Origin of the sequence: Burkholderia guangdongensis (assembly GCF_013403875.1) — a bacterium.
GTDB lineage: Bacteria > Pseudomonadota > Gammaproteobacteria > Burkholderiales > Burkholderiaceae > Burkholderia > Burkholderia guangdongensis.
In genome coordinates this window covers 17,656-40,222 of record NZ_JACBNX010000018.1, presented here as the reverse complement: position 1 = coordinate 40,222, position 22,567 = coordinate 17,656, and the positions used below count along the sequence as shown (strand labels likewise).

22 protein-coding genes and 1 tRNA gene are annotated in these 22,567 nt (G+C 62.1%); 18 read left to right on the top strand and 5 right to left on the bottom strand.

All coding sequences use genetic code 11. The annotated features are described in order from the left end of the window. The first annotated feature begins 143 nt into the window (after positions 1–143). From HZI36_RS18430 to HZI36_RS18380, 11 genes are all read left to right on the top strand, one after another. Positions 144–782, top strand: a complete 639-nt coding sequence (locus HZI36_RS18430) for a hydrolase (protein ID WP_179404154.1) — start codon at positions 144–146, stop codon at positions 780–782. An 879-nt stretch (positions 783–1,661) separates the two neighbouring features. After that, positions 1,662–1,940, top strand: a complete 279-nt coding sequence (locus HZI36_RS18425; protein WP_179404099.1) for a metal/formaldehyde-sensitive transcriptional repressor — start codon at positions 1,662–1,664, stop codon at positions 1,938–1,940. A gap of 9 nt (positions 1,941–1,949) precedes the next feature. Beyond that, positions 1,950–3,248 (top strand): CDF family Co(II)/Ni(II) efflux transporter DmeF, encoded by a 1,299-nt coding sequence (dmeF, locus tag HZI36_RS18420; RefSeq protein WP_179404098.1) that lies wholly within the window; start codon positions 1,950–1,952, stop codon positions 3,246–3,248. Between the two features lie 3 nt (positions 3,249–3,251). After that, positions 3,252–3,437 (top strand): DUF1289 domain-containing protein, encoded by a 186-nt coding sequence (locus HZI36_RS18415; protein WP_179404097.1) that lies wholly within the window; start codon positions 3,252–3,254, stop codon positions 3,435–3,437. 448 nt (positions 3,438–3,885) lie between these two features. Beyond that, positions 3,886–4,395 carry a PAAR domain-containing protein gene (locus tag HZI36_RS18410; protein ID WP_179404096.1) on the top strand — a complete coding sequence of 170 codons (510 nt, stop codon included), beginning with the start codon at positions 3,886–3,888 and terminating at the stop codon, positions 4,393–4,395. Continuing rightward, positions 4,392–5,099: a VRR-NUC domain-containing protein gene (locus tag HZI36_RS18405; protein ID WP_179404095.1), complete on the top strand. Its 708-nt coding sequence runs from the start codon at positions 4,392–4,394 to the stop codon at positions 5,097–5,099. The genes HZI36_RS18410 and HZI36_RS18405 overlap by 4 nt, the downstream gene beginning before the upstream one ends. 5 nt (positions 5,100–5,104) lie before the next feature. Next, entirely contained in the window at positions 5,105–6,193 is a 1,089-nt protein-coding gene (locus HZI36_RS18400) for a type VI immunity family protein (RefSeq protein WP_179404094.1), read from the top strand. Positions 6,194–6,421: 228 nt separating this feature from the next. Next, entirely contained in the window at positions 6,422–6,736 is a 315-nt protein-coding gene (locus tag HZI36_RS18395) for a hypothetical protein (RefSeq protein WP_179404093.1), read from the top strand. A gap of 571 nt (positions 6,737–7,307) precedes the next feature. Next, positions 7,308–7,763, top strand: coding sequence for a hypothetical protein (locus tag HZI36_RS18390; RefSeq protein ID WP_179404092.1), 456 nt, complete (start codon positions 7,308–7,310; stop codon positions 7,761–7,763). Beyond that, positions 7,763–8,353 carry a hypothetical protein gene (locus HZI36_RS18385; RefSeq protein ID WP_179404091.1) on the top strand — a complete coding sequence of 197 codons (591 nt, stop codon included), beginning with the start codon at positions 7,763–7,765 and terminating at the stop codon, positions 8,351–8,353. The genes HZI36_RS18390 and HZI36_RS18385 overlap by 1 nt, the downstream gene beginning before the upstream one ends. Continuing rightward, the gene (locus tag HZI36_RS18380; RefSeq protein WP_179404090.1) at positions 8,350–8,847 is read left to right on the top strand and encodes a hypothetical protein; all 498 of its coding nucleotides are present in this window, start codon (positions 8,350–8,352) and stop codon (positions 8,845–8,847) included. Before HZI36_RS18385 ends, HZI36_RS18380 begins: the two co-directional genes overlap by 4 nt. 261 nt (positions 8,848–9,108) lie before the next feature. Here the strand turns inward: HZI36_RS18380 and HZI36_RS18375 are convergent, their stop codons facing one another. Together HZI36_RS18375 and HZI36_RS18370 are read right to left on the bottom strand one after the other, a co-directional pair. Beyond that, on the bottom strand, positions 9,109–10,356 hold the full coding sequence (locus tag HZI36_RS18375) for a PDDEXK family nuclease (RefSeq protein ID WP_179404089.1): 1,248 nt from the start codon (positions 10,354–10,356) through the stop codon (positions 9,109–9,111). Between the two features lie 177 nt (positions 10,357–10,533). Next, a complete protein-coding gene (locus HZI36_RS18370) occupies positions 10,534–11,061 on the bottom strand; it encodes a hypothetical protein (protein WP_179404088.1) in 528 nt (175 codons plus the stop codon). 163 nt (positions 11,062–11,224) lie between these two features. Between HZI36_RS18370 and HZI36_RS18365 the strand changes: the two genes are divergently transcribed. Then, positions 11,225–11,488: a hypothetical protein gene (locus HZI36_RS18365; protein ID WP_179404087.1), complete on the top strand. Its 264-nt coding sequence runs from the start codon at positions 11,225–11,227 to the stop codon at positions 11,486–11,488. A gap of 188 nt (positions 11,489–11,676) precedes the next feature. Next, positions 11,677–13,179, top strand: a complete 1,503-nt coding sequence (locus HZI36_RS18360) for an ATP-dependent nuclease (protein ID WP_179404086.1) — start codon at positions 11,677–11,679, stop codon at positions 13,177–13,179. Positions 13,180–13,250: 71 nt separating this feature from the next. Here HZI36_RS18360 and HZI36_RS18355 read toward each other — a convergent pair whose 3' ends face one another. Together HZI36_RS18355 and HZI36_RS18350 are read right to left on the bottom strand one after the other, a co-directional pair. Further along, positions 13,251–14,252, bottom strand: coding sequence for a tyrosine-type recombinase/integrase (locus HZI36_RS18355; protein WP_179404085.1), 1,002 nt, complete (start codon positions 14,250–14,252; stop codon positions 13,251–13,253). 72 nt (positions 14,253–14,324) lie between these two features. Then, positions 14,325–14,400, bottom strand: a tRNA-Arg gene (locus HZI36_RS18350). Positions 14,401–14,670: 270 nt separating this feature from the next. Here HZI36_RS18350 and HZI36_RS18345 point away from each other — a divergent pair. Beyond that, positions 14,671–15,561 (top strand): c-type cytochrome, encoded by an 891-nt coding sequence (locus HZI36_RS18345; RefSeq protein WP_179404084.1) that lies wholly within the window; start codon positions 14,671–14,673, stop codon positions 15,559–15,561. Between the two features lie 121 nt (positions 15,562–15,682). Here HZI36_RS18345 and HZI36_RS18340 read toward each other — a convergent pair whose 3' ends face one another. Continuing rightward, on the bottom strand, positions 15,683–17,773 hold the full coding sequence (locus HZI36_RS18340) for a UvrD-helicase domain-containing protein (RefSeq protein ID WP_218884049.1): 2,091 nt from the start codon (positions 17,771–17,773) through the stop codon (positions 15,683–15,685). Between the two features lie 273 nt (positions 17,774–18,046). Between HZI36_RS18340 and HZI36_RS18335 the strand changes: the two genes are divergently transcribed. The 4 genes from HZI36_RS18335 (at position 18,047) to HZI36_RS18320 (ending at position 22,560) form a co-directional block, all read left to right on the top strand. Beyond that, complete coding sequence (locus HZI36_RS18335) at positions 18,047–18,826, top strand: hypothetical protein (protein ID WP_179404082.1); 780 nt, start codon at positions 18,047–18,049, stop codon at positions 18,824–18,826. A gap of 62 nt (positions 18,827–18,888) precedes the next feature. Beyond that, a complete protein-coding gene (locus HZI36_RS18330; protein ID WP_179404081.1) occupies positions 18,889–19,656 on the top strand; it encodes an SDR family oxidoreductase in 768 nt (255 codons plus the stop codon). A gap of 254 nt (positions 19,657–19,910) precedes the next feature. Next, positions 19,911–20,942: an AraC family transcriptional regulator gene (locus HZI36_RS18325; RefSeq protein WP_179404080.1), complete on the top strand. Its 1,032-nt coding sequence runs from the start codon at positions 19,911–19,913 to the stop codon at positions 20,940–20,942. 244 nt (positions 20,943–21,186) lie between these two features. Next, complete coding sequence (locus tag HZI36_RS18320) at positions 21,187–22,560, top strand: MFS transporter (RefSeq protein WP_179404079.1); 1,374 nt, start codon at positions 21,187–21,189, stop codon at positions 22,558–22,560. Positions 22,561–22,567: the final 7 nt, after the last annotated feature.

Here is a 22,567-nt window from a genome sequence, read left to right as displayed (position 1 = left end):
CCTCCCATAGGACACTGTCGGCATTTTTCGGGGCTTCAAACCGGTTTGTGGCCCGCATAGGATTGAAGGTGCGTGCAGAGCCGATGCGCCACGCATCGATCCCGGGATCCCCCCCACTTCCTGCACTGTTTCTGGAGACAACCATGGCAAGCGAACCCATTCGCGACCCCGCGAACGATCATCTGCTCACCCCGCAGAACGCGGCATTCATCGTCATCGATTACCAACCGGTTCAGGTGAATTCGATCGCGTCGATGGATCGCCAACTGCTGGTCAACAACATTGTGGGCGCCGCCAAGGCCGCAGTCGCCTACAAGCTGCCGATCGTTCATTCGACGGTCAACGTGAAGACGGGGCTGAACAAGCCACCCATCCCGCAACTGCGCTCCGCGCTTGGCGACTATCCGACGTACGATCGCACGAGCATCAACTCGTGGGAAGACGTCGAATTCCGCAAGGCCGTCGAGGCTACGGGTCGCAAGAAGCTGATCATGACGGCACTCTGGACGGAAGCCTGCCTGACGTTCCCGGCGCTCGATGCGCTGAAGGCCGGCTACGAGGTCTATGTGGTCGTCGATGCGGTTGGCGGCACGTCAGTCGCTGCGCACGAAGCCGCGTTGCGCCGTATCGAACAGGCAGGCGGCAAGATGATCAGCGTCGCCCAACTGTTCTGCGAGTTGCAGCGCGACTGGGCGCGCAGCGAAACCGTCCCGGCATTCATCAACCTGTTCATCGAAACCGGCGGCACGGCCGGCATCCAGTTCTCGTACGACAAGAACTGATGGGTCACGCGCGCGGCCGGGGTTGCGGTACCTGTTCGCGCGCATGTGCGATGTGCGACGGATGTCGCCGCGGTCTTTGCGAATATGTTTGCGTGGTCACACTTCGGCCCCAATGGTCCGTCAAAGGAACACGGGCTACCAAGGGCGTTCAAAGCCCCCTTTGAGTAGACGCAGCCCTCCCCACAAGAACATACCGATTCCTCCTAGTCCCGTGATCGTCGCCGAAAATAGATATCTGCCGGGATGTTCCCGGTAATCGAGAGGAATATCGTGAAACCGCGTTACCCAAAGCGTCGGGTGTGCTGTGAATGCGATGAACGCGTTGTATACGCAATAAGCCCCGATCGCGATGCACACCAAGCCTTGCAGCATGTTCAAGCACCACTGATACATCAAGCGGCGGCGTCGTTCCATGTCAGTGGTAATGAAGTTTCTTCGGGTCACGGCAGTTCCGTTTTCTATTTGGTCGACGAGTAGATCGGTTCATTCCCACGGTGCCCCTGAATGATCGCATCCGTTTGTTCAGCGCGGTATCACGAACGCTTTCTCATCCACAGCATGGGCCGCGCCATTACGTTCGCCAGAGAGCAGATAAAGAACATCAACTCCACGTGAAGCGTGGAAGTGCGCAGCAGCCTATCGCGTCCCGTCCGGTTAAATTAAGTGCCTGAGCAACCCCGCTCGGGCGAAACCAAGGCTAACCAAGATCGATCAAGGCCGCCCAAGCTCACCCAAACTGTATTGTCACTGTACTCGCGATGCGTGTGGGCGCACGCCGCTGCCGCGAAGTGAGCGATAGTCTGGCTGCCGCAAATACCCCTACCCCCTATACTGTCATCGATCTTTAGCTATACTCCCCTACGGTATATGGAGAGCGCTATGAGCCACACCGTACGAGAGAAGCAAAAGTTGCTCAACCGGGTCCGCCGCATCAAGGGACAGATAGAGGCGATCGAGCGCGCGCTCGAGGACGAGCGCGGTTGCAACGAGGTGCTGCAGCAGATTACGAGCTGCCGTGGTGCGATGAACGGCCTGCTGGCCGTTGTCCTGGAAGACCACATCCGCACACATCTGGTCGATGCGGATCAGCACGATGACGACACGCAAGGCAGTGCGACAGAGCAATTGATCGAAGTAGTGCATAGCTACTTCAAGTAGGGGAACACGATGAGCAATTTCAACGATGCCGCGTTCGGGGCCGGGCACGACCACATCTTTTTGGGCGCGGCGCACGAGGAAAACGAGCGCCGGACGTGGGCGGTGATTGCGCTCTGCAGCGCGATGATGGTCGCGGAAATCGTCGGCGGGAGTGTGTTCGGGTCGCTGGCGCTCGTCGCCGACGGGCTGCACATGTCGACACACGCGGGCGCGATGCTGATTGCGGCGATGGCCTATACGTACGCGCGCAAGCATGCGAGCGATCCCCGTTTTGTGTTCGGCACCGGCAAGCTCGGCGACCTCGCGGGATTCACCAGCGCGATCGTCCTCGCGATGATTGCGCTGCTGATCGGCTATGAGGCCATTTCGCGCTTTCTTGCACCAGTGCCGATCCATTTCGGCGAAGCGATCCCGATCGCCGTCGCGGGTCTGCTCGTGAACCTCGCCAGTGTCTGGCTCCTCAGCGGCGACCATCACGGACACAGTCACGGTCACAGCCACGGCGGCCATCATGGCCACGGTCACGACGATCACGACGACGAACACGGCCACGACGACGAGCCGAAAAAAGTTTTCGTGCGCGCGGGCGCCTTCGACGTGTCGGTATTCGAGGACAACGTGCCGCCGGTGTTTCGTATCACGCCTGCGACAGACGGCTCCAAGTTCGGCGACGCACCGGTCCTGATTACGACGGTGCGCCCGGATGGCACGCGGCAGGCGTTCACGATGGTCGATCGCGGCGGCTATCTGGAGTCGAGCGAGGAGATTCCGGAGCCGCACGAATTCAAGGCGCTGATTCGCCTCCAGGGCGAAGAGCGCGAAGTCGAGTTCGTCGAGCATCACCATGATCACCACGGCTCGCATGACGCCACGGCGCGGGACAATAACATTCGATCGGCCTATATCCATGTCATCGCGGACGCGGCCGTTTCCGTGCTTGCGATCATCGGCCTCGTGCTCGCGCGCGCGTTCGGCTGGCTCTGGATGGACCCGCTGGCCGGCGTGATCGGCGCGCTGGTTATCGCGAACTGGTCGTTCGGGCTGATGCGCGATACGAGCGGGGTGCTGCTCGACATGAATCCCGACAAGCGCGCGTCCGAGCGTGTCCGTCAAGCCATCGAAGGATGCGGCGACCGGGTTGTCGACCTGCATATCTGGCGCCTCGGTCCGGGCCACATGAGTGCGGTCGTTTCGGTGGCGACCATGCAATCCAGCCGGGACTCGCGCTTTTACCATGCGATTCTCCGGCGCTTCAAAGAGCTGTCGCATATCACCGTCGAGGTGACGCCGGCCAACACGGCGAGGTGAGCGATGGCCGTCAAATCGCCGTGCATCGACGTGTGTTCGTTCGATGGAAAGTCCGGCTATTGCGTCGGCTGCCTGCGCACGCTCGAGGAAGCCCGGTTGTGGAAGAAGATGACAGACCACCGCCGCCACCAGATCATCAACGATCGACATCGCCGGCAAGCCAAATTGAAGGTCGAGATCAGCGAGTAACCGACATGCCCCGCCGAATTGGCGGGGCATGTTCGTTTGTATGTGGCTGCGTTGCCTCCTGCGCCGACATCCTTGCTCTGACGCAAATATTCGGTGGATGATCGTGCAACACTATCGCCGCGCCACGGACAATGACCATCGGCGGGACACAACGAAAACTACCTGAGAGCGACTTCCGAGGACTTCTTATGCCCGTTGAGTGCACGTACGTCTTGAACGAGAACGACATGTCGGTGCTGAGCGGGTACGACAGCGCGCTCGGGGCCGTCGTTGACGTCCCCCTTCCTGTCCGAGGGCACGACGCCCACCGAACGTCCAGACAGCGTCACACGGCCCGTCTGCCCGTCGGCCAGCTCCTCGCTTGCGACAGTTCCACGAACCCCGCACAAACCCGTTACGTCCGACGAATGATGTAGAGTGATGACCGGTGTTCCACTACGGGGAAACTATGTCGTTCTCATTCATTCGAGAAGGCGATCACACGGATCATGGCGGCACCGTCCTGTCTTCCGGAGCGATCACCGTTATCGACGGTCGGCCGATTGCGTTCGTTGGCACGATGGTGACGTGCCCGAAATGCAGGGGCATCTTTCCAATAGTCACCAGCAAGAATCCGGGGATGAACTTCGATGGACGGCACGCGGCGTTCGAGGGAGACAGAACTGCCTGCGGCGCAACACTGATAGCCAGCCAGGGCAATGCCTTTGCAAACGTTCCAGTCGGTGCAGGCCGCTCGTCCACGTCGGCCAGACACGAGACGGACGACACCACGGAGCGCTACCGTGGACGCTTCCAGGTTGTCGGAGCGGACGGCAGGCCCGCGGCGAACACGCCATACAGCTTGCGGACACCCGAAGGCCGGACCATCAGTGGCACAACGGACGTCGATGGGTACACGCAGTGGCACCACGCAGACTCGCCCGCATCTCTCATCTTCAGCCGGGAGGAGCCCGAATGAGCCGTGATGTCCCCGGTGGAATGTCGAGTGACGGGACAACGACCAAAGTCCATCTCGGCGGCGATCTCGATCCACAAGACAAAAAAGTGCTGTGTGCGGCCCTCTGCCAATGCAAAAAGGGACCGAATATCAGCATCGTGGGTGCTCGGCTAAAGCAGGCGTGTGTGGCGACGAAGCTCAGCGCGCTCGACGCCAAGGGCGACAGCATCTACAAGCCCGAGGTCAGCTACAACATGAACGAATATCCGCCGGCGCCGATCATGTCGTCGAGAAATCCGCTCGAACCGCACGGATTTATCCCGGCCTGGATTAAAGCCAACTATGGAGAAGGCTATGTTCCTGGCGTCGGCTGGATTCGGCGCCCCGACGTCGTGATCGTCAAGGATCCTACGCAACCGCCGACGCAGGATAATCTGGCGAGTGTGGTTGATATGAAATTTCCACCAGACAAACGCAACGTCGAGCAGATGGCCGACTATCAGGAAATCGCGGGCCCGAACGCAACAGTCGCAGAGCTGGATCCTGCCAGTTGTGGGTGTCCCGATGACGACAATGCTGACGAGTCATCAAGTCCGACGGCCGATGCACTGCGCGACGCGTTTTCCTCGATCGGAAAACAGGTGAGGACACTGCTCAACCAGACGGGTGCAGGCCCTCAGCCCGGTGCGGGCTTGCCTCCTCCAGTACCTTTCCCAGTTCATTGACCGACATGACCGACAAGGCATTCATCGAATACGCCAAGGCTCACCAGCATGAAGCATTGATTCCTGGGGGAGCGCTGGAACCAACCGCCAAGCACGATTATGTGGGCGCGGCTGTCGTCGTCCGTGGTGCGCTCTTCTTTCGCAATGCAGCCGATCCCGCCGTTCGCGACGCCATTGCTCAATGCTATGAGCAATATCGTGCTGTCGCCAAGGACGAGTTGAAATGGCTTTGGCAGGACGGCAAGCAACCGGTCAAACTCAAGAGCGGCAAACTGCCTGCGGACCTATTCACGGCATACTCCGACAAGGTGGCCTTGACCGCCTATGTGACATCCGGCGACACCGCAGCCGACGCGGGCTTCTGGCATTTTCAGGTGTTCGGTCAGCAGCGCTGGCGTGAAGAGCGCCCACATGCCGGCTTGAACACGCTGACGTTTTCCACCTCGCTGCTGTACGTCGCAGAGAATCCCGCGACGTTTCAAAAGCTGTTCGTCGACTTCGCCCGCCGGCTCAACGCGGCCAGTGGATACGCAGGCTACGCAGTCAATCTCAGTCTCGCGACGACCGCTGCGAACGTGCCGACGGAATACCAGCTCGCCAAGCAGATGATCGCGCTCGACGTCGGGGAACCGCTGCTGCATGCCGCGCGGCTTCGCAATGGCATCAAGACTGTCGGCTGGTTGACTGCGCTGAACAAGGAACTGCTCGAAAAAGCCGGCGGATTGGATACGCTGAGAAACGAGCTCCCGCCCGACTGGTTCGCGCTCTACGATCTGAACAGCGGTGTCGTGATCCAGGCCGGCCGACGTCCCGAATCGGGTTCGCCAGCCCATGACGACGAGAACGGCCCGCCGGTCCCACCGGCTAGCTACGTGATCCTGAACGCCGCCTTGAAATCGGTGCGTGTCCCGAGCGTTTGGCAATTGCAAGTCGGTCAGACAGGCTCTGCAGCCCCATATTTCGCCACAACGTCCGAAAGCGATGATTGGCTGCGGCGCTTCGACGTGCCGGACCAGCAGCTCTTCGAGTACAAGGCGAAGTTGCTGCAAATGCCGGTGCTCGACGCTGAATACACGCTGCCGGATCGCCTGTAGCTGCTATCGACAACCCTCGGATCGAATCACCAGCGCCGGCCCAGTGCGGACACCGGGTCGGCCCTCGCATTAGAAACCGCCCCCCTTTCGGCATCTGATAATCACTGAACCGGACGACCTCGATGCCAAGCCAGTCGTTAATTTCACGTACCCTCGCACCCGAGAGGGCCGCAGCGCTGCGTTCTGAGCTGCTGTCACTGGCCCGCCAATGGTACGAGGGGGCGACCCGTGGAGCTGTCCGACGAAATCGATCGCCGGATCGACGCAATCGATCTCGACGGCATTGCGTCGGCGGAATGGCTGCGCGCCATTTCGGCGGAACAGCTCGAACAGCTCGACCACCTGCTGGCTTGCCGCTGTCTGCGCGGCTCGGTGACTCGGGCCAATTTGTCTATCGACCTGCTCGCGCAATACAAGCAGATTCGGACGCTTTACCCGAGTGGTATCGCCGACGCCGACTGCCGCCGGTACGCGGCGCTCGAATACGAGCGCCGGGCCGGCACGAAGGTCACGCCGCGCATGGTGGAGGTTGCGCTGTCATGAATGCCAAGCGTTCAACAGCACGCCCGTCAGCGGGCGTACGCGCAACCGTGGTCGATCTGGCGAAGGATACGCGGCTCTAGCATCAGCACTGCGTGCGGCTCTGTCCATGCGGCCAGCCCGTTGCCCACTAGCGTGGAGCCTCACCGAGGGACCACCGCACCTCGCGGCCAGAACCACAATCTTGCGCAGTCAGCACCCACGCCCTGAGCACGCCACACGGCAGCGCGGCTAGGCCCGTCGCCCGAAACCGAACGGCGCACGCAGCGGCGAGGCCAACGCACCCCGCCCTCTTCAGGCAGTCGCATCCACGCCCGTCGTGCGTCATCCGCGCGCCGAGACGCATACGAGACGCGCGGTCGGCCTCGACGCCCGAAACGGCCAGCGGCAAGCCCTCCTGCACCCAGTCCGACGTACCGCCCGAATCGGCCCCGCCGACCAACGAGAACACCGCAGGAGCCGTTGCGAGAGCTTCGCCGTACCGAAATCCACCCGGCCCGCCACGACCGCCAGTAGACCACGACACTAGCAGCCACTACCCTACGCGCGAGACAGACATTGAAGAGCAACGATCATGGCAGCGGCAATCGCAGACACCTTCGCAAACGACGTAATCCAGCGCTGCCACGGCACGGCACTCAACCGTTACATCAGGCTCAAGGCCATCGGCAGATCGAGCATCGCGGCTCTGTCCGGCGCATTCGGCGCTGACTACAGTATGTCGATGAACCCGCACGTGTACATCGACCTGATCGAAACGTCAGATGCATACGTGAACGGACTTCCGCACGCCATCGAAGCGCTCAAAGACCACTCGATTTGGAATGCAGAGATCAGCGCACGCGTGCTCGCGTCCATCGCCACGGACGAATCAGCGAAAAGGTCCGACCGCATCGCAGCGGCCAAGGAGCTCAACGTCATCTATGGCGTGACCGTCATCGATGAGAACGGCAAGACGAAGGCCGGCATGACGCTCGACGATCTGCTGAAGATGACGCCGTCCGCTGCACCTGTCGCCAAGGTCCATTGATGATCGACAGCGAGACCTATCAGCGCTTGCTGAATGCTCACGGTCGGCGCGTCGCGAACCGGGCCGCAGTGGACTCGATACCGCGCGGCCAGCGCACGCTGTCGATGTTCTACGCCTGTCACGGCAGCGAGGAAATGTTGTCGACAGACGAGCGTATGCGCCCCGGCAACCCGGCCAACGAATTCGACCCGACCGGCTGGACACTGCTCTACGCCAACCATCCGTCGGATGAGCACAGCCAAATCTATCAAGATACAAACGGAGCGAGCGCATATTGGTTCGATCAACTACGCAACGCGCGCAAGTCCTGGGGCGGCTGGGTCATCCGCTTTATATACAGGAGCCTTGTGCGCGACGAGTCACACGAGGTCTATGACGCGATTGCCGATGACCAAGGCGACTTCGTATCCCGCGAAGATCACGCGATCTTTTGTGCGTGGTCCAAAGGCTGGCGAGGATGGGCGGCGTGGGCCGCGAGCCTGAGCGAAGATGACCTATCGGCGTTGCGCAAAGTGTTCGCATGGCTGCGCGGCGAAGAGTTCACCCACAGATGGCCTGAGCCTGAAGTTCCAAAGGAGAATGAGCAATGAGCCTGTTATCGAAACGTACCGCTCAAATTGCCAAAGCGGTTGAGGCAGTAGTGAAGATCGAAGGCCAGCAGGCGAAGGAAGAGTCCGGCACGTTCTTCGCCAACAATTCGGACGTGGCAGCAGCGAGACCGGCGCAGCGTTGGCGCACGGAAGAGTCGACCGCACATCAGCCGCAACGTACCGGCGATGAGATGCTACAGCAGTCGATCCCGGCACCCGATGCGCACGCGCGCTCGATGGCGAGGACCAAGGACATTGCCGCCCAGCCGACCGATGCGCGCCGCCCGGAACATGTCATGCGGCCCAAGGCAACGCACTTCGACACAGGCACGCGCGATCCGCTCTTTGATCTATCGACCCATCGCGCAGCGCAGCGAGACCCGGTTGAAGACGCCGAACGCAAGCGTCAGCGGAAGGAAGAGCAAGAGCGTCGTGCGTGGGATGGATTCGCGTTCTTGATGTCGCTTCTGAGCATCGGCAGTGGACGAGGCTAGGCGCTGGCTGCGGAAGTCGCCCCATATCGACCTACAGGCCCGCCCGTCCGAAGCCAGCAGAACACCGATTTACACACCGCGCGGCCGAATCCGTGCGCAGTCCACGCCTCTTCCGTCGTCCCGTCGCACGCACGCAACACCATCGCGCGTCCTGCATGCGTCCCGCCGATCCTCAAACGCACGTCGGGATTGGCGTGGACTGCCCACAATAGGCAGTACCGGCCCCAATCGCCCAGGCACTAGTCGCGGCCATCTGCCGTCTCAAAGCGCCCTTACAGCGCTAATCACCTGCGCTCCCAACTGCCGAGTGTTCAACTCGTTCCCATTTCCGTTCTGCAGCTGGACGTTTAATTGCTGTGCCAGATCGCGCAATACTGGCTTAACCGGCTGCACGAGCACCCCTTGATGCTCGACCTCAATAGCTCCGCTCTCACGCTGACGAATCACGTACTCCCCGTGCGGCACTTCGTCAACAACCGCAGTTGTCGGTACATAGCTAATATTGTCTGCACCCGGTATTAGTTCGATTACGTTGCCGATTGCACGAAGCGTCTGAGATCCCCATTGAGTAGTGAAAGCATACGTTCTGCCATCGGCATGAAATAAATCATCGTCTGAGGTGTAGTTGCGCAGACGCTTCCCCGCGAACGCTGCTTGTAGCTCTTGTTCATTCAGGTCGCCATCAGCCGAAAGGAAGATGTTGCCCTTCCAGGGGACCGCATCAACGATTTGGCTGATGGTCACGCCGCGTCGAATTGCTTCGGAAACGATCTCATAGATCAGGCGGCGCTTGGGCAGATTCGTAAGCGTGGCATCCCCGATGGATAGGTCATAGCGCGTCATGTCGCGCTCTTGCGCGCGCGCAGCGGCCTGCTCCATCGATTTCTCACGGACCGCAACTTGGTATTGCTCGGCCTCCGGGAGCGGGATGACTTGCTGGATATCGATCAAGACGCGATCGTCAATCTGGTGCGGCCGCATCTGCACGCATCGGAGGTCCAGACCTTGCTTGTTAAGCCACAGCACGGCCGTTGTTAGTTCTTGCGGGAAGTCCGATGCCGCGAGCACGATTCGAACGGTTTCCGACAAAGCCACTGGCCCTTCTTCTTGCTCAAGGAATTCCCGAATCGCCTGTTCTGGGTCCTCCGTCGAGCCGACCGATTGCAGATACTTGCGATGCGCTTCTACAGCTTGATCGAACCGCATAGTCGAAACCATCGCGGCATATCGCAGAGCTTGCAGTTCCATGTGCGCGCCATCCTCGCGCTTGAGCTCTACGACAACAAGCTGAGCCTGCTCGTCGAGGCATAGGAGGTCGATTCGTCTATTCGCGCCGACCCAATCACCGAATTCTTCGGCCAGCACCATCGTTTTGACGCCCGGCGTAATGGCCGCGATGTGCGTGCGAACGGCTCGCTGAATGTCCTGTCGCTCCCGCCATCCCAATTCGGTGAACGTCTTCTGAGCAACTGGTTTGAGGCTTTCCCCCGTGATCTCATAAAGCGCCATGCGTATCCCCGTATTGTTAGTCGTTGGAAGCATGGTATCAGCGAAACCGGCACTAGTGAGAGTGACTATCGGTGCATTATGTCGTGTTCATCCAGGCGGCTCGTCCCGTCTGCGTCCTTCGCAATGGCACTTCCGCGCCCGTACAATTGACGACCGCCCGCACGAGGCAGTTGGCATCTACCAGAGCGTCGAACGAATGTAGCTCACGGCCCGCTCCCACTGATGCCGTTTACGCAACTTCGCAAGATCAGCGCTGGTCGCGTCAGTGGACAGGTAGACGTTCAATTCCTGCTGCTGCAATGACGGACTCGTACCAGTTCGCGTGCGGCCGCAAGCGGTTTGTGCATAGGCGCATTTGAACCGGTGTTTGACGGACTCCATGATGTCGCCCGGTTCCGGCTGGAAGCGTATGGAATCGCGCGCCTTCAACTCAATGGGGAATTGACTCCCTGCTGGCGCGACAAATTTGAGCACTTCGCCATTCTGGTTCCTGTACATGAAACCCACCTCGCTCACGTACAGCGTGAACTGGCTCAGATTCACAACTTGGACTCGTATCTGATGCGTGTCCGGGTCGTCTCCGCGTGCTGGACCTTCCAGCGGAATCGTCGGTACGACCATCAGTGAAACGTGCCGCGAGCGCATCAGCATGTACGCATTGAAGACGCCCAGGACAATGTTAACGGTCGTTGCTACTGCGCCCATTTCAGCACCCGCCTACGAAGTCGGACCGAGAAAGACTATCACAAGCCAGATACACCATCGGAGTGAACAAATCCACACGCTGCACGAAAATAAAGCGCTGGCAATGTTCACTAATGTTTCGTTCAATGGCGCCTCACCCAACTTATGACCGAGGAACCGAAACATGGAAGAGAAACTGAGCACTTGCGACCTTGAGACGGCGCAGTACGCAATCTACATGGCCATTGGCGCAGCAGGATTCAGCGAATCGGAATTCAACATTGCGCAGAATTACCTTGAAGCTGGCGATAGTGTCGACATTACTTGTGACGACCCGCACCGCATGAAGAACCTGATGCACGCTGTAGCGTCAGCGGTGGATACGATGCTCGTGTTTGGCCAGTCTGCGCCGGAGATTCGGTTCAAAGCGTGTCAGCCTGCCGCGTGAGGGCAGTCGCAGGTCCGCGGCGCGGGTTTCGCGCCTGCGGAGAGACTTTTGCGGGCCTCACCACCGGAGTCCGCACTTGTTGATCTCGCGTTAGCGACGTCAGCGCGGCACGAGCGGACAATGCTATGATTTCCATAGTATTTCTTCCTTACATGCATCTCAATTTCATTCCGGGGTGATACGCGGCCATGACTTTCAAAAGCGAGATTCGTGATAGCACAATAAACGGCCTACTTGAAAAAGCGGCCACGAGAAATTACGGTCAGTACTTGGCGAAATTGGTGCTCAAGCATGTGCGTGGCTTTAACAACGAACCGGTATCCTTCGATTTCCCGGTAACCGCCTTAATCGGCCCAAACGGCGGCGGCAAGACTACGATTCTGGGCGCTGCGGGCTGTGCGTACAAAGCAATATCACCAAAACGTTTCTTTGCGAAAAGCGGAAAGTATGATGAATCCATGCAGGATTGGGCGATTGAGTATGAAATTATCGACCGAGACTTGAATAAAAAGGACGCAATTCGACGCACCACTAGCTTCCGAAATCAACGATGGAACCGCGACGCACCTAATCGCCGCGTGCTCGTATTTGGTGTGTCGCGCACAGTGCCGGCCAACGAACGCCCGGAACTCGTCAGGTGTGCCTCCAATTCTTTCAATGTGCCAGATGCACACATTCAACAGCTTGCGGAGCCAGTGCGCCAGGCTGTTTCGCGGATTCTCGGCAAAGACGTTAGCGGTTTCAGCCGTATGCAGGTTGACTCGAAAGGACGTGTGACGCTACTTGCCGGACGCACTAAAGATGGAAAGGGATACTCAGAATTCCATTTCGGCGCGGGCGAATCCAGCGTCATCAGAATGGTCGCGGAAATCGAGTTAGTCGAAGAACAAGCACTCGTTCTCATCGAGGAGATCGAAAACGGCCTGCATCCAGTGGCCACAGTTCGGATAGTCGAGTATTTGATCGAAGTTGCGGAGCGCAAAAAGCTGCAAACAATTTTCACGACTCACTCAAATGACGCACTCAAACCGCTCCCATCTAAGGCAATTTGGGTTGCGACGCAGGACCGGATATTCCAAGGAAAGCTAGACATCCATTCCCTGCGCGCCATCACCGGACAAATTGAAGCGAGCTTGGTGATATTTGTTGAAGATCCATTTGCTAGGCTTTGGGTTGAGGCGATGCTGCGACAGTCGGGCAATATCGCCGTTGACCACATCCAAGTACATGGGATGGAAGGCGACGGCACGGCGGTCGCGATGAATCGCTATCACCGACTAGACCCTTCATCGAAATTTCCGTCCATATGCGTTATTGATGGTGATTCGAAGCAAGGCGAATCTGCCGAGGGCGGGGTGTTTAGGTTGCCGGGACAATCGCCTGAATCATTCGTGTTCGATGAAGTAATGAGCGCTTGGGATTCTTTTGGCGGCAAGCTGTCGGTCGCCCTGCTTCAGCGCTTCGAGAATGCGGACAAGGTGCAGCAGGTCTGCCAGTCAGTGAGGACGACCAATATGGACCCGCACTTGTTGTTTGCGCAGGTTGGTGAACGGCTAGGCCTCGTCCCAGCGCTTACCGTCGCGGCGGCGTTCGCCAATATCTGGGCGCAGGCCTATGCCGAAGCGGTCAAGCAGACTTTGGCCCCCTTTCTTAGTTACCTTCCGATGGAGAAGGCAGAAGTAGGTGCGTGAACTGCCGTGTAAGGGCAGTCCAGCACGCGCGGCGAGCCGAACAGCCCCGCCGCGCGACTCCTACGGGACGATCACCCCATCAACGCAACCACGTCATCCGACTTGAGGTGCGTATAGCGCTGTAGCATCTTAATGTCCTTGTGGCCGCTGATTACGGCAAGCTGCAAGGGGTTCATGCCGGTTCGCGCGTACCGCGTAAGCGCCGTATGCCGAAGGTCGTGAAAGTGGAAGTCATCAACCTCGCAGCGTTTCGTAAGCCGGATGAACAGACGCTTTAGTGTCTCGCTCGTGAGCCCTTCGAACACTCTGCCGGTGGACCGATCCAACCCGGCCAAGGTTGCGAGCGCGGCTGTCGACAGCGGCACGTCGCGTGGCGTCCCGTTCTTCGCTTCACGCACGCGGCAGACCTTCCGCTCCACGTTCACATCGGTCCATCGCGCGTTGATAATCTCACCCGCACGCATCGCTGTCGCAAGCGCGAACTGAATGGCCGGGGCCAGATAATCATTCGACGATTTGCGGGCAGCGGCCAACAGCTTCTTCTCTTCGTCCTTCGTGAGCACGCGGTCTCGGTGCGCCGGTTGCTTCGGACGCTTCACTTTGCAATCCGGTATCGGCACGCCCCAGTCCAGACGGGCCTTGTTGATCGCGGAGTACAGGATGTTCATCTGACGTGCGACTGATGCAGGCTTCAATTCCTTCAGCCGCTGATCGCGCCACGTCGCGATGACCGTCGGGGACAGATCGCTGATGCGAGTGTTCGTGAACTCCACCTGCTCGCGGAGCCACGCGTTGATAGATAGCGTCTCGATCCAGCCGCCCTTGTGGTTCGGTGCGACCTCATCGCGGTATCGGCGTAGAACATCGGCGAGCGAGCCGTGGGCGGCATCGGCTTGTCTGGCGTCCTTCGGAAGCTCGCCTAGATCAAACGCGCGTTCGATCTGTCGCGCCCACTTCTTCGCGTCCGCGAGGTTCTTAAACGTCTTGGATTGGGTCGGATGACCTTTGCGGCGGCACTTCGCTTGATGGGTGACTTCGCCCGTGGAAGTTACGCGCTTGGAAAAGGTAGCCATGCTTTGCGTCCCGTACGAGTCCCGTGGAACGCAGATTGGCGAGAGAGAATGATGCTAAGTCTTTGATTCACTTGGCGCGCCCGGCTGGGATCGAACCAGCAACCCCTGCCTTCGGAGGGCAGTACTCTATCCATTGAGCTACGGGCGCATGCGAGACAGTGTTACGACCCCAACCAAACCGGCCGCGACACGAATGACAAGTCCGCAAGCATACCGCGTTTCGCATGACGCGTCCACCGCGTGTCCGCACCGCGCGCCCGCACCACCCTCCACCCCGCACCCGTGCGGGTAAACACGCGCCGCACCACGACTCGCCCTCATGTAAACGTTCCGTCTATAATCGTCCGAGCTTCTCCGGACTGCCCCCGTTGCCGTTGCCGCACCGCTCACCATTCCTATTCATGGAGACAAGGCAAGCATGAGCGAAGCATCCCACGAATCTCCGGTCAAAACCCCCGGCCAACTGATTGCCGTCATCATCGCGTCGTTCGCGATCCCGATCGCGCTCATCGTGCTGTTTGCCACCTACGCCAACCACGCATTCCGCTCCGGCGCCGGCACCGACGCGCTGTCCGATGCGTCCGTCGCGTCGCGCATCGCGCCGCTCGCCCATGTCGACGTGAAAGACGCCAACGCACCGCACGTCTACAAGACCGGCGAGGAAGTGTTCAAGGCCGTCTGCGTGGCCTGCCACGGCACCGGCGCCGCCGGCGCGCCGAAGTTCGGCAACAAGGACGACTGGGCGCCGCGCATCGCGCAAGGCTACGACACGCTGCTGAAAACGGCACTGGCCGGCAAGGGCGCGATGCCCCCGCGCGGCGGCACGAGCCCCGCCGACTACAGCGACTACGAAATCGCCCGCACGATCGTCTATATGGCCAACAACAGCGGCGCGAACTTCACCGAGCCGCCCGCGCCCGCCGCCAACGCCGCACCGGCCACCGGCGCCGCCCCCGCGTCCGACGCCGATGCCGCGAACGCGCAGGCCGCCGCAGCAGCAGCCGCGATCGCGGCGATTCCGACGGCAGGCTCGGCGCCCGCGGCAGCGCCGACGGCGAGCGCCGACAGCGCATCGGCCGGCAAGGCGCTCTTTCAGTCGGTCTGTATCGCCTGCCACGGTTCCGGCGTCCTCGGCGCGCCGAAATTCGGCAACAAGGACGACTGGGCGCCGCGCCTCAAGGATCCGATCGACAAGGTCTACGACTACGCGCTGCACGGCAAGGGCGCCATGCCGCCGAAGGGCGGGTCGACCGCGTCCGACGCCGACGTGAAGGCCGCCGTCGACTACATGGTCAACGCCGCGAAGTAACCCGGCCTCCCCCGAACGACAAAAACCCCCGCGCTGCTGAACTGCCGCTGCTGAACTGCAAGGCATCGCGGGGGTTTCTTCATCACGCATGCGGCGGTGAACACCCGCCGCCGCGCCGTCGTCACTTCTGCAGCAGCGCCTTCAGGCTCGCGAGCCGGTCCTTCGGCGTCATCGGCGCCTCCTCGGGCGTCGGCGGCGGCGCTTCGTCGAGCCCCATCTCCGCGATGAAGCGCGACTGCTCGCAAACCACCGTCTCGCGCGCCCGCTTGCGCTTCTTGCACCAGTTCAGGTGCAGGCTGCGCTGCGCGCGCGTGATCGCGACGTACATCAGCCGGCGCTCCTCCTCGATCCGCTCGCTGTCGATCGGGCCGTCGTCCTCCGAGCCGCCGCGGTGCGGCATGATCCCCTCCTCGACGCCGACCAGGAACACGTGCGGATACTCGAGCCCCTTCGACGCGTGCACGGTCGACAGCCGCACCGCGTCCGGATCCTCGTCCTTGCCCTCGAGCATCGACATCAGCGCGACCGTCTGGATCAACCCGAGCAGGTTCTTGCCGGTATCGGCGAGCCCGTCCGCGTTGTGGTAGCCGTCGGCCTCGCCGTCGACGGCCTCCCTGGCCTCTGGCTTCGTGCCCTTCCGCTTCAGCCATTCGAGGAATTCGAGCACGTTCTGCCACTTCGACTGCGCCTGCCGCTCGTCGAACGCGTCGTACAGATACGCCTCGTAATGGATCGCCTCCATCATGTCGTCGAGCACGACGGTCGCGGGCTCCTTGTCCGCGCGGTCGGTCAGGCGCTGGATGAAGTCGCAGAACATCCTGAGCGGCTCCACCTGCCGCGCGGAGAGCCGCGCCTCGATCCCGCCCATGTACACGGCCTCGAACAGCGACACCTTCGCCTGCCCCGCGAACGCGCCGAGCGCCTCGAGCGTCGTGTTGCCGATCCCGCGGCGCGGCGTGGTGACCGCGCGGATGAACGCGGGATCGTCGTCGGCGTTCGCGATCAGCCGCAGATACGCGCACAGATCCTTGATCTCGGCCTTGTCGAAGAACGACTGGCCGCCGGACAGCACGTACGGAATCCGCTCGCGCCGCAGCACCTGCTCGAAGATCCGCGCCTGGAAGTTGCCGCGATACAGGATCGCGTAGTCGCGGAACTGCGCGCGCCGCTCGAACTTGTGCGCGGACAGGCGAAACACGACCGATTCGGCCTCGTGCTCCTCGTCGTTGCACGGCGTGACGGTGATCGAATCGCCCATCCCGTGCTCGGACCACAGCTTCTTCTCGAACAGCTTCGGATTGTTCGCGATCACGTTGTTTGCGGCGGTCAGGATCCGCACGGTCGACCGGTAGTTCTGCTCGAGCTTGACCAGGTGCAGCTTCGGGAAATCCTTGCCGAGCTGCGCGAGGTTCTCGAGCGTCGCGCCGCGCCAGCCGTAGATCGCCTGATCGTCGTCGCCGACCGCGGTGAATGCCGCGCGCGGGCCGGCGAGCAGCTTCAGCAGCTCGTACTGGCACGCGTTCGTGTCCTGATACTCGTCGATCAGCAGATAGCGCAGCTTGTTCTGCCAGCGGTCGCGAACCTGCTCGTTCCGCGCGAACAGCTCGGTCGGCAGCCGGATCAGGTCGTCGAAGTCGACCGCCTGATATGCGTGCAGCGTCGCGACGTAGTTGCGGTACACGAGCGCGGCCTGATGCTCGTCCTCGTTCGCGGCGATCGTCATCGCCTCCTCGGGCATCACGAGGCCGTTCTTCCACAGCGAGACGATGTTCTGGATCTTGCGGATCAGACCCTTGTCCGTTGTGCCGATCTGCCCCTGGATCATCCCGAAGCAGTCGTCGGAATCCATGATCGAGAACTGCGGCTTCAGGCCGACGTGCTCGGCCTCCTGGCGCAGGATCTGCACGCCGAGCGAGTGGAACGTGCAGACGGTCAGTTGGTTGACCGGCACCTTGCGGCCTTCCTTGCCCGGCGTCGTCAGCGTCTTGCCCTCGAGCAGCTTCGACACGCGCTCGCGCATTTCGGCGGCCGCCTTGTTCGTGAACGTGACGGCGGCGATGTGGCGCGGCTCGAAGCCTTTCGCTTCGATCAGGTGCGCGATCTTCTGCGTGATCACGCGGGTCTTGCCGCTGCCCGCGCCGGCGAGCACGAGGCAGGGACCGTCGAGGTAGCGCACCGCTTCGCTTTGAGCGGAATTCAGGCCTGCGGACATGGTTGCGGATGGAGTTGCGGTTGACGGCTGCGGTTGACAGCGAAAAGCCCGGACGGCGCCCTCGCGTGGTGCACGACGGCGTGCGGACGGCGTGCGGATGCGTGGGCGGGACGCGCATGTTAACACGAGCGCGGGGTGTGGTTCGGGTGCGGTTCAGGCTCGGTCCCAGCGCACTTCTGGCCCCTGTTACTGCGCGGGTTTGCGGGCGCCGCAGCTGCCACCTTCCCCCACCGCGCTCTGCTAGCATGCGGTTTTAATACGGGCCGCATCTCCATGCTCGCACTGAAGCTCACGCTGGTTCCGCTGTTCCTGTCGCTCGTGTCGATGTCGGGCAAATGGTGGGGGCCGGCCGTCGCGGGCTGGCTCGCCGGCTTGCCGGTCGTCACCGGCCCGATCCTGCTGCTGCTCACGCTGCAGCACGGCGCCGCGTTCGGCGCGCACGCGGCGGTGCTGTCGCTCGCCGCGATCCTCGCGTCCGAAGCGTTCAATTTCACCTATGCATGGACGTGCCGCCGCCACGCGTGGCCGCTCGCGCTGCCGGCGAGCTTCGCCGCCTGGCTCGCGGCGGCGTCGTTGCTGTCGCGGCTGCCGGCGACGCCCGGCGCGGCCACGGCCGTCGCGCTCGCCGCGATCGCGTTCGGCCAGTCCTGCCTGCCGCGCGCGCAAGCATCGGGCGCGAACGCGCCGCTCACGCGCGCCGATCTGGCCGGCCGCGCGTGCGCGGGCGCCGCGCTGACCTGGGCGGTCACGTCGTTGTCGGGCACGCTTGGCCCCGCATGGAGCGGCCTGTTCGCGGTGTTCCCGCTGCTCGGCAGCGTGCTGGCCGTGTCGTCGCACCGCGCGCACGGGCCCGCGTTCGTGATCCGGCTGCTGCGCGGCATGGTGCTCGGCCGGTTCTCGTTCGTCGCGTTCTGTCTTACGCTCGTCGGACTGCTGCCGCGCATGCCGGTGGGCACCGCATTCGCGTCGGCCGCCGTGCTGTCGATCATCGTGCAGGCCGCGGTCCGGCAAATCGCGGGACTTCGGCCGGCGACGGCGACAGCAGCGGACTGAAGCAACGGACTGAAACAGCGAACTGAAGCAGCGGACTGACTTTGCAGAGGAGACTCGCAGCAATGACTACCACCACGAAGCCGAGCAAAATCGCGCTCGTCACCGGCGCGGGCAGCGGGATCGGCCGCGCGTGCGCGCAACGGCTGCTCGAACACGGCTACACGGTCGTGCTGGCCGGCCGCCGCGAAGCGCCGCTCGCGTCGCTCGCCGCCGACGCGCATGCGCGCGGCCAGCACGCGCTCGCGATCGTCTGCGACGTGACGGATCCGGACAGCGTCGCGCGCCTGTTCGACGAGATCCGCACGCGCTACGGCCGCCTCGACGTGCTGTTCAACAACGCGGGCCGCAGCGGCCCGCCGGTCGAAATCGACGCGCTCGACATCGACGCATGGCGCGCGGTCGTCGACACGAACCTGACCGGCGTGTTCCTGTGCACGCGCGCGGCGTTCGGGCTGATGAAGGCGCAGTCGCCGCGCGGCGGGCGGATCATCAACAACGGCTCGATCTCGGCGCACGCGCCGCGGCCGAACAGCATCGCGTACACGTCGACCAAGCACGCGATCACGGGCCTCACGAAGTCGGTGTCGCTCGACGGGCGCAAGTACGACATCGTCTGCGGGCAGATCGACATCGGCAACGCGGCGACCGAGATGGCCGAGCGGATGGCGCACGGCGTGCCGCAGGCGAACGGCGAGATCGCGGTGGAGCCGCTGATGGACGTCGCGCACGTCGCCGACGCGGTGCTGTACATGGCCGAGCTGCCGCTCGCCGCGAATGTGCAGTTCTTGACCGTGATGGCGAGCAAGATGCCGTTCGTCGGGCGAGGGTGACGAGGATAACGAGGGTCACGCGGCCGTCCCGGCGCGCACGGCTTCGCGGACGGACGCCGGCCGCACTCAATCACGCCATTCGGCATCCCGGAAGGGGGAACGTGACCAGAACCCGGTTATTTTCGGCCTGACTCGACGTATCGCATCGCGGGCCCGGCATGAACGATACATATCGCCGACGAAATCCGGGTCATCATCGATTGGTGTCGTCCGACGCGCGGGTAAGATTGATCCCCACTTAGGAGAGCCACCGAATGCAGCTCGCTGGACCGGGTTTCAATGACAAGGTGTATCCGCCACACAAGATCGCCGCGCTGGCCTTTGCGCTGTCCGAGATCGGCATCGATCCGGCCGACGTCCTGGCGGGTACCGGCATCACGCCGGAGCGGCTTCAGTCGCCCGACACCCGGGTGTCGTATCGGCAGACGCAGCAGGCGTTTCTGAACGCCCTCCGGCTGACCCCGGATGCCAGCCGCTGCGCGTTCCGCGCCGGCGAGCGCATGCGCGTCACCGCTTACGGGATGTACGGCTATGCGCTGCTCAGCAGTCGGTCTCATCAGGAGTCGTTGCAGTTCGCACTGAAGTACCACCGCGTGATGGGGCCGGTGGCCGACATGACGTATGACGAAGACGGCAACGACGCGATTTTCGTCTACACGCCCTTGCTGTGCGATTCGCCGGATGACGATCTGTACCGGCTGACCATGGAGTTTCAGTTCGCCAGTCACGTCACGATCAACCAGGATCTATACGGGTCTTCGTTCAGGCTGTCGGGTGTGCGCGTCAGATACGCGGCGCCCGAACACGCGCGCGACTACGAGCGCGTGTTCGGCTGCCCGGTGCGATTCAGCCAGGAACGCAACGAGTTGCGATTCGATCGGCGCTGGATGACGGAGCCGATGCGCTATGCGAATCCCATCACCAACGCGATGGCGCTGGAGATGTGCGAAAGAGGTCTGGCCGAAGTCCGCAAGGCCGGAACCATCGCCGCGGAGGTCTATCGGGTCTTGTTCGAGCAGCCGGGCCGGTTTCCGAACATCGACGCGATCGCCGGGGAATTGAAGACCAACGCGCGAGCGCTGCGCCGCCGGCTCGCGGCCGAGCAGATGTCGTATCGCGACATCCTGGCCGAGGTGCGGATGCGCCTCGCGATCGAGTATCTGCGCAATACCGACATGACGAACGACGAGATCGCGACCCGGCTGGGCTACAGCGAGGCCGCCAATTTCCGTCACGCGTTCATCCGGTGGACACAGCACAATCCTTCGTACTATCGCAAGCCGTAGGCGTACCGCACGACATCGGCCCATCCCGGCAGCGCCGGCGCGCTCGACGTTCGGCGATGACGCAGCGGTGGTCGAAACTCACTGCGCGCTGAGCGAATCAAACCTTCCGGGCGCATCGCCGCATTCGATAGTCTCCGATATCAAGCCCACTCAAAGAGCGCAAGGAGCCGTCGCGACACATGATCGCGCGCTCGTTGCGATCAAGAACAAGCATGCCCGATTCGATCGGCGCACGGAGACGGAAATGAACCCCAAGTCGAACCCGATCGGCCCCACGGCGGGGCGCGCGGCCCCCGCGACGGAAGACGCCGCTGTCTACAGGAAGGTCAACTGGCGCCTGCTGCCGTTGCTGCTGGTCTGCTACATGGTCGCGTTCCTGGACCGGATCAACATCGGGTATGCGCAGTTGCAGATGAAGCAGACGTTGAGCTTCGACGCGCCGGTGTACGCGCTCGGCGCCGGCATCTTCTTCATCGGTTATTTTCTGTTCGAAATCCCGAGCAATCTGATGCTGGAGAAGATCGGCGCACGCAAGACGCTTCTGCGCATCATGTTCTGCTGGGGCCTCGCCGCGGCCGGCATGATGTTCGTCGGCACGCCCACCCAGTTCTACGTGCTGCGCTTTCTGCTCGGCGCGCTCGAAGCCGGCTTCTTCCCGGGCATCATTCTTTACTTCACGTACTGGTATCCGTCCGCGCGGCGCGGCCAGGTGATCGCGATCTTCATGTCGGCCGCGACGGTCGCCGGGATGGTGGCCGGCCCGATTTCGGGCGCGATCCTCAAATACTTCGACCATGTCGGCGGATATTTCGGCTGGCAGTGGCTGTTCATCCTGCAGGGGCTGCCGGCGGCGATACTCGGCATCGTGATCTATCTGCGCCTGGACGACGGCCCGGAACACGCGGACTGGCTGTCGCCGGCCGAAAAAGCGCTGCTGCGCGAGCGGCTCGAACACGACGAAAAGGATATCGAAGGCGAGTCGGACGGCGGTTTTCTGCACATGCTGCGCGACCCGAAGGCGTACTGCCTCGCGCTCACGTACTTTCTGCTGCTCGGCGCCACCTACACGGTCGTCTTCACGCTGCCATCGCTGATTCACGGCTGGGGCATCCACGATCTCTTCACGGTCGGGCTGCTCGCCGCCGTCCCGCAGGTCTGCGCGATCGGCGGGATGATCTGGTTCGCGCGCCACTCCGACGCACACAAGGAACGGCGCCGCCACTATGCGTTCGCCACGACGCTGGCGGCGGCCGGGCTCGGCGTGGTCACGCTGACGCAAGGGCACGCGAGCGCGCAAATCGCCGCTTCGCTCGCCGGCCTGACGCTCGCGTACATCGGACTCAGTTCGGCGACCCCGCTCTTCTTCGCGCTGACGAGCGAATACCTGTCCAAAGGCGCAGCCGCGGGCGGGCTCGCGCTGATCAGCAGCCTCGGCAACCTCGGTCCGGCGGTCGCCCCGTCGATCAACGCGATGCTCGCGAAGAGCACGGGCAGCAACGTATACGGCCTCTATCTGCTGATGGCCATGTATGTCGCGTCCGGGCTCGTCGTCCTCGCGGCGATCAGGGCGGCCGGCACGCATCCCGGCGCGAGCGCGCATGTTGCGGGCCGGACCTGAACAGTTG

Excerpts from the sequence above, each read along its gene's own strand:
- HZI36_RS18430 (WP_179404154.1), top strand. The coding sequence starts at position 144 with ATGGCAAGCGAACCCATTCGCGACCCCGCGAACGATCATCTGCTCACC.
- HZI36_RS18425 (WP_179404099.1), top strand. The coding sequence starts at position 1,662 with ATGAGCCACACCGTACGAGAGAAGCAAAAGTTGCTCAACCGGGTCCGC.
- dmeF (WP_179404098.1), top strand. The coding sequence starts at position 1,950 with ATGAGCAATTTCAACGATGCCGCGTTCGGGGCCGGGCACGACCACATC.
- HZI36_RS18415 (WP_179404097.1), top strand. The coding sequence starts at position 3,252 with ATGGCCGTCAAATCGCCGTGCATCGACGTGTGTTCGTTCGATGGAAAG.
- HZI36_RS18410 (WP_179404096.1), top strand. The coding sequence starts at position 3,886 with ATGTCGTTCTCATTCATTCGAGAAGGCGATCACACGGATCATGGCGGC.
- HZI36_RS18405 (WP_179404095.1), top strand. The coding sequence starts at position 4,392 with ATGAGCCGTGATGTCCCCGGTGGAATGTCGAGTGACGGGACAACGACC.
- HZI36_RS18400 (WP_179404094.1), top strand. The coding sequence starts at position 5,105 with ATGACCGACAAGGCATTCATCGAATACGCCAAGGCTCACCAGCATGAA.
- HZI36_RS18390 (WP_179404092.1), top strand. The coding sequence starts at position 7,308 with ATGGCAGCGGCAATCGCAGACACCTTCGCAAACGACGTAATCCAGCGC.
- HZI36_RS18385 (WP_179404091.1), top strand. The coding sequence starts at position 7,763 with ATGATCGACAGCGAGACCTATCAGCGCTTGCTGAATGCTCACGGTCGG.
- HZI36_RS18380 (WP_179404090.1), top strand. The coding sequence starts at position 8,350 with ATGAGCCTGTTATCGAAACGTACCGCTCAAATTGCCAAAGCGGTTGAG.
- HZI36_RS18375 (WP_179404089.1), bottom strand. The coding sequence starts at position 10,356 with ATGGCGCTTTATGAGATCACGGGGGAAAGCCTCAAACCAGTTGCTCAG.
- HZI36_RS18370 (WP_179404088.1), bottom strand. The coding sequence starts at position 11,061 with ATGGGCGCAGTAGCAACGACCGTTAACATTGTCCTGGGCGTCTTCAAT.
- HZI36_RS18365 (WP_179404087.1), top strand. The coding sequence starts at position 11,225 with ATGGAAGAGAAACTGAGCACTTGCGACCTTGAGACGGCGCAGTACGCA.
- HZI36_RS18360 (WP_179404086.1), top strand. The coding sequence starts at position 11,677 with ATGACTTTCAAAAGCGAGATTCGTGATAGCACAATAAACGGCCTACTT.
- HZI36_RS18355 (WP_179404085.1), bottom strand. The coding sequence starts at position 14,252 with ATGGCTACCTTTTCCAAGCGCGTAACTTCCACGGGCGAAGTCACCCAT.
- HZI36_RS18345 (WP_179404084.1), top strand. The coding sequence starts at position 14,671 with ATGAGCGAAGCATCCCACGAATCTCCGGTCAAAACCCCCGGCCAACTG.
- HZI36_RS18340 (WP_218884049.1), bottom strand. The coding sequence starts at position 17,773 with ATGTCCGCAGGCCTGAATTCCGCTCAAAGCGAAGCGGTGCGCTACCTC.
- HZI36_RS18335 (WP_179404082.1), top strand. The coding sequence starts at position 18,047 with ATGCTCGCACTGAAGCTCACGCTGGTTCCGCTGTTCCTGTCGCTCGTG.
- HZI36_RS18330 (WP_179404081.1), top strand. The coding sequence starts at position 18,889 with ATGACTACCACCACGAAGCCGAGCAAAATCGCGCTCGTCACCGGCGCG.
- HZI36_RS18325 (WP_179404080.1), top strand. The coding sequence starts at position 19,911 with ATGCAGCTCGCTGGACCGGGTTTCAATGACAAGGTGTATCCGCCACAC.
- HZI36_RS18320 (WP_179404079.1), top strand. The coding sequence starts at position 21,187 with ATGAACCCCAAGTCGAACCCGATCGGCCCCACGGCGGGGCGCGCGGCC.